The sequence below is a fragment of the Paracoccus marcusii genome, assembly GCF_006151785.1.
In the GTDB taxonomy this organism is placed as follows: Bacteria; Pseudomonadota; Alphaproteobacteria; order Rhodobacterales; family Rhodobacteraceae; genus Paracoccus; species Paracoccus marcusii.
This window is the reverse complement of the sequence record NZ_VDDD01000184.1, coordinates 1-5,039: the sequence shown is the minus strand read 5'-3', so window position 1 is coordinate 5,039 and position 5,039 is coordinate 1. Positions and strand designations below refer to the sequence as shown.

The window sequence follows — 5,039 nt, the reverse complement described above, 5'->3', positions numbered from 1 at the left end:
GCCAGCCGCACGCCCGGACGGCCCCCTCGATGGGGGCGGGCCGGGCGACCCGTTCCGACCCGCGCGCCGGTCAGGCGGTCAGACGCACCGGCAGGGACAGCGGCCCATGCGCCTGCAGCCCCTGTTTCCACCGCACCGGCCCATCCGCCGCCATCCCCGGCGCGCGGGCCAGCAGGGCCGTGAACAGCGTCTCCATGTTCAGTCGCGCTAGATTATTGCCCAGACAGACATGCACGCCTGCGCCAAAGGCCAGATGCACGTTCGGACGGCGGGTGACGTCAAAGCGGTCGGCATCGGCAAAGGCCTCGGGGTCGCGGTTGGCCGACGCGTAAAGCAGCCCGAACAGCGTGCCCTTGGGCCAGTCCCGCCCGCAGATCGTCAGGTCCTCCGACGCATAGCGGTGAAAGAACGGCAGCGGCGCGGAAAAGCGGAACATCTCCTGCACCGCCTGCGGCATCAGGTCCGGCTGCGCGCGCAGCAGGGCCGCCTGGTCCGGGTGATCCAGCAGCGCCACCATCCCCGACCCCAACACGTCGATGGTCGATCCATGCCCTGCATGCAGGATCTGCATGATCGTGGCGATCAGTTCGTCATGGGTCATCAGGCCCGCGCGCTCGGCCTCGATCATCGCGGACATCAGGTCGTCGCGCGGGCAGGCGGCGCGTTCGGCGTGCAGGTCCTCCAGCAGCGCCGCGAACAGGCGCGTGGCCTCCTCGGCGCGGGCCTTCTTGGCGGGCGTCCGGTCGATGTCGAAATAGCTGACCACGTGATCGGACCATTCGGTCATCTGCGGCGCCAGCGCCGGGTCCGTGCCGATCAGGTGGCCGATCACCTGTCCAGGCAGGTGCGCCGCCAGATCGGCGATGAAATCGATCCGCCCCTGCGGCACCAGGCGGTCCAGCGCGGCATCGACCCAGGCCGTCACGAAGCCGCGCATCCCCTCCAGCCGGGTCCGGGTAAAGAACGGGAACACCGCGCGGCGCAGCCGGTCGTGATCCGGCCCGTCCGTGTCCAGCATCGAGGTCTGCACGAAGCGTTCGTGGAACGGCATGTCGTGGAAGTTGCCCGCGACCTGCATCGCGCGCACCTGTTCGCGCGGGGCAAAGGCCGCGGGCGCGCGCACCATGCGCCGGTCCAGCGCGATGGCGCGCACATCCGCCATGCGCGATGCCAGATGGCCACCGAAGCCCGGCCAGAGGGGCAGGCCCGGCTGCGCCCTGAGCGCCGCATAGGCGGGCCAGGGATCGGCCCCGAAACCGGGGTCCGTCGGGTCGAAGACGGCGGTGCTCACTCTGCCGCGGGCGCCGGCGCGGTCGAGGTGATGGCCCCGGCGCGCTGCCAGCGCCGCTGTTCGCTGACGGGGTCCAGCGCCATCGGCGCATAGGCGCGCTGATAGACCGGCGTGCCCATGATGCGCTCCAGCGGGCGGCGGCCGTTGCGGGCCCGCCATTCGGCGTCCGATTGTGCCAGGCGTTCGCGGATCTGCGGGTCGGTGCCCGCGCGGGTGGCCTGCGCGACCAGCGCCTGGTCCGCGGCCCCGATGCCCTGGTTCGCCAGGCGTTCCGGGTTGCCGCCCAGGGCGGCGACCGCGTCGCCGCGGGGGTTCGGGTCGGTGATGTTCGCGCCGCCCGGCGTAGGTGCGGGCAGCACCGCCAGATCGGGCGGCATCGACAGCGACCGCGTGGGCAGGATCGCGAATTCATCCGGCCCCACCTGGCCCGCGCCGATATTGTTCAGCGTCCCGCCGCCACAGGCGGAAAGCCCCATCGCGGCCGCAAATCCGATCACCAGCGCGCTTGTCCGCATGTCCTGCCCCCTTTGGTCCGTTGCGCCGTTCTAGCCCGGTTTTCCGTCGCCGTCACGACCCTGTCGGTCGGCGGGCGCGAACAGGTCGGGCTGGCGCGGACCGGCGGGCGGCGGCGAAGGCACCTTGGGTGCCGGACGCGCAGGCGGCTTGGGCGCCGTGCGCTGTGTGCGGGGCTTTGCCGGGGCGGGGGTTTCGGTCGTCTTGGGCTGCGGCATCAGCACCAGCCCCAACGCGCCCGCAAAGATCGAGATGTCGGCCACGTTGAAGCTGTAGGGGTTCTGCCAGCCCGGCAGCGACATGTTCAGGAAATCGGCCACCGCACCATAAAGAACGCGGTCCACCACGTTGCCCAGCGCGCCGCCGATCAGCAGCCCGGCCGAAATGCGGGCGAACCGCCCCAGGCCCGCGCGCCAGACCCAGATCCATACCCAGGCGCAGATGACCAGCGCCACCCCGATCAGCACCCAGCGCATGATGTCCGTATCCGACGCCATCAGGCCAAAGTTCACGCCCTGGTTCCAGGCCATGCGCAGGTTCAGCCAAGGGGGAAACACGTCGATCGACCGCACGCGGTCCAGGTCCAGCATGTGGACGACGACGTATTTCAGCGCCTGGTCGGCCAGAAAGATCGCCAGCGCGACCCAGATCACCGGCCGCATGTCGCTGCGCGCGGGCTGGGGTGCCGGGCGCGCCTTGCGGGCGGCGGGTTTCGCGGGCGCGGCCATCAGTGGCGGAAGTGACGCTGGCCGGTCAGGACCATCGCCAGCCCAAGGCGGTTGGCCGCCGCGATCACCTCGTCGTCGCGCATCGACCCGCCGGGCTGGATGACCGCGCGGGCGCCGGCCTCGGCCAGGGCCTCGATGCCGTCGGCAAAGGGGAAGAACGCGTCGGACGCCACCGCCGCGCCATTGGTCAGCGGTTCCGACAGGCCCAGGACCTGGGCCATGTCCTCGGACTTGCGCCGCCCGATGCGGGTGCTGTCCACGCGGCTCATCTGGCCCGCGCCGATGCCGACGGTGGCCAGGTCCTTGGCATAGACGATGGCATTGGATTTCACGTGCTTGGCGACGGTCCAGGCGAACATCAGGTCGGCCAGTTCCTGTTCCGACGGCTGGCGGTCGGACACGATGCGCAGGTCGGCGCGGGCCACATGGCCGTTGTCGCGACCCTGGATCAGCATGCCGCCCGACACCTGCCGGAAGGTCAGCCCGCCCGCCCGCGGATCGGGCAGACCGCCCGTGGTCAGCAGGCGCAGGTTCTTCTTGGCGGCAAAGATGCGGCGCGCGTCGGCGTCGGCATCGGGGGCGATGACGACCTCGGTGAAGATCTTGACGATCTCCTCGGCGGTGGCCCCGTCCAGCGGCTGGTTCAGCGCGATGATGCCGCCGAAGGCGGAGGTGCGGTCACAATCAAACGCCCGCTTATAGGCCTCCAGCGCGGTCGCGCCCTGGGCCACGCCGCAGGGATTGGCGTGCTTGATGATCGCGCAGGCGGGGCCCTCCGCCGGGTCGAACTCGGACACCAGCTCGAAGGCGGCATCGGTGTCGTTGATGTTGTTGTAGGACAGCTCCTTGCCCTGATGCTGCTGCGCGGTGGCAACGCCGGGGCGCGCATCGCCCGTGACATAGAAGGCCGCCTGCTGGTGCGGGTTCTCGCCATAGCGCAACCCCTGCGCCAGCGTGCCGGCAAAGGCGCGGCGGCGGGGCGTCGCCTCACCGATGGCGTCGGCCATCCAGGTGCTGACGGCGGCGTCATAGGCCGCGGTGCGGGCATAGGCCGTCTGCGCCATCCGCTGCCGGAAGGGCAGGGTGGTCCCGCCGTTGGCGTCCAGTTCGGCCAGAACGGCGTCGTAATCCTGAACGTCCACGACAACGGTGACAAAGCTGTGGTTCTTCGCGGCGGCGCGGATCATCGCCGGGCCGCCGATGTCGATGTTCTCGATGCAGTCGTCATAGGCCGCGCCCTTGGCGACGGTCTCCTCGAACGGATAGAGGTTCACGACCAGCAGGTCGATCGCGCCGATGCCATGCTCCTCCATCGCCGCCACGTGGTCCGCGTTGTCGCGCAGCGCCAACAGGCCGCCATGCACTGCCGGGTGCAGCGTCTTGACGCGGCCGTCCATCATTTCCGGGAAACCCGTCACGTCCGCCACGTCGGTCACGGACAGGCCCGCGTCGCGCAGGGCCTTGGCGCTGCCGCCGGTGGACAGGATCTGGACGCCCCGCGCATCGAGGGCGAGGGCGAAATCGATCAGGCCGGTCTTGTCGGAAACGGAGAGAAGCGCGCGTCGGATGGCGACGGGGTCGGACATGGGGGCCTCGTGTCTCTGGGTGACGCCCAGTTACCGAAACCCCCGCCGAACGTCCAGCGCCTCAGCGCTTGCGGGACGAGAACAGCTGCTGCGCCAGCTGCACCGCCGCCACGACCATCACGGCCGTGCCGATCCCCGAGGCAAGGCCGCCCGCACCCTTGGCCGCCGTGCTGGCGCCGCGCGTGCGCAGGACGGCCTGCGCCAGTTTCAGTCCCATCGCGACAGTGGTCAGCCTCATCTGGTCATCCTTTCATCCGCATTCGCGGAAGGAAGGCGCAAGGCGGCCCGACGGTTCCGTTCAGCCGGGCTTGCGCAGGCACGCCATGTAGAACCCGTCCATCCCGCCCCGGTCGGCCCAGTAATCCGGGCGCAGGCGCAGGCCGCCCTCCTCGGTGATCCAGGCAGGGTCAATGCCGGGCAGGTCGATCCGCGACGGGTCCGGGCGTTCCACGATCACGCCGGGATGACGGACCAGCACCTCGTCGATCTGGACCTCGCCCTCGTCGGGGATCAGCGAGCAGGTGGCATAGACCAGCCGCCCGCCGGGCCGCAGCACCGACAGCGCGTGATCCAGCAGGGTCGCCTGCAGCTCGATCAGCTCGGCGATGCCGTGGCCGTCGCGGATGAAGGGCAGGTCGGGATGGCGGCGGATGGTGCCCGTGGCGCTGCAGGGCGCGTCCAGCAGGATCGCGTTGGGTGCCACGTCTGGGCGCCAGTCCAGCACGTCGGCCGCGACCCGATCGGCGGTCAGCCCGCAGCGGGCCAGGTTCTCGGTCACGCGGCGCAGGCGCTGTTCGCTGATGTCCACGGCGGTGACATGGGCACCGGCCGCCGCCAGCTGCAGCGTCTTGCCGCCGGGCGCCGCGCACAGGTCTGCGATGCGTTCGCCGGGCCGCGGGGCCAGCAGGCGCGCGGGCAGGG

General features: G+C 70.7%; 6 protein-coding genes. All 6 read right to left on the bottom strand.

Going from position 1 to position 5,039, the window contains the following annotated elements; genetic code table 11:
* Positions 1-70: 70 nt before the first annotated feature.
* Positions 71-1,291 (bottom strand): cytochrome P450, encoded by a 1,221-nt coding sequence (locus tag FHD68_RS17575; protein ID WP_127897439.1) that lies wholly within the window; start codon positions 1,289-1,291, stop codon positions 71-73.
* Positions 1,288-1,806 (bottom strand): DUF3035 domain-containing protein, encoded by a 519-nt coding sequence (locus FHD68_RS17570; RefSeq protein ID WP_127897438.1) that lies wholly within the window; start codon positions 1,804-1,806, stop codon positions 1,288-1,290. Before FHD68_RS17570 ends, FHD68_RS17575 begins: the two co-directional genes overlap by 4 nt.
* A 30-nt stretch (positions 1,807-1,836) precedes the next feature.
* Positions 1,837-2,532, bottom strand: a complete 696-nt coding sequence (gene lspA, locus FHD68_RS17565) for a signal peptidase II (protein ID WP_240542468.1) — start codon at positions 2,530-2,532, stop codon at positions 1,837-1,839.
* Positions 2,532-4,118: a bifunctional phosphoribosylaminoimidazolecarboxamide formyltransferase/IMP cyclohydrolase gene (purH, locus tag FHD68_RS17560; protein ID WP_127897437.1), complete on the bottom strand. Its 1,587-nt coding sequence runs from the start codon at positions 4,116-4,118 to the stop codon at positions 2,532-2,534. The genes lspA and purH overlap by 1 nt, the downstream gene beginning before the upstream one ends.
* Positions 4,119-4,179: 61 nt before the next feature.
* Positions 4,180-4,356, bottom strand: a complete 177-nt coding sequence (locus FHD68_RS19195; RefSeq protein ID WP_157001474.1) for a hypothetical protein — start codon at positions 4,354-4,356, stop codon at positions 4,180-4,182.
* Positions 4,357-4,416: 60 nt separating this feature from the next.
* On the bottom strand, positions 4,417-5,039 hold a 623-nt coding region (locus FHD68_RS17555), incomplete at its 5' end, for an RsmB/NOP family class I SAM-dependent RNA methyltransferase (RefSeq protein ID WP_139086402.1).

Excerpts from the sequence above, each read along its gene's own strand:
- lspA (WP_240542468.1), bottom strand. The coding sequence starts at position 2,532 with ATGGCCGCGCCCGCGAAACCCGCCGCCCGCAAGGCGCGCCCGGCACCC.
- FHD68_RS19195 (WP_157001474.1), bottom strand. The coding sequence starts at position 4,356 with ATGAGGCTGACCACTGTCGCGATGGGACTGAAACTGGCGCAGGCCGTC.
- purH (WP_127897437.1), bottom strand. The coding sequence starts at position 4,118 with ATGTCCGACCCCGTCGCCATCCGACGCGCGCTTCTCTCCGTTTCCGAC.
- FHD68_RS17570 (WP_127897438.1), bottom strand. The coding sequence starts at position 1,806 with ATGCGGACAAGCGCGCTGGTGATCGGATTTGCGGCCGCGATGGGGCTT.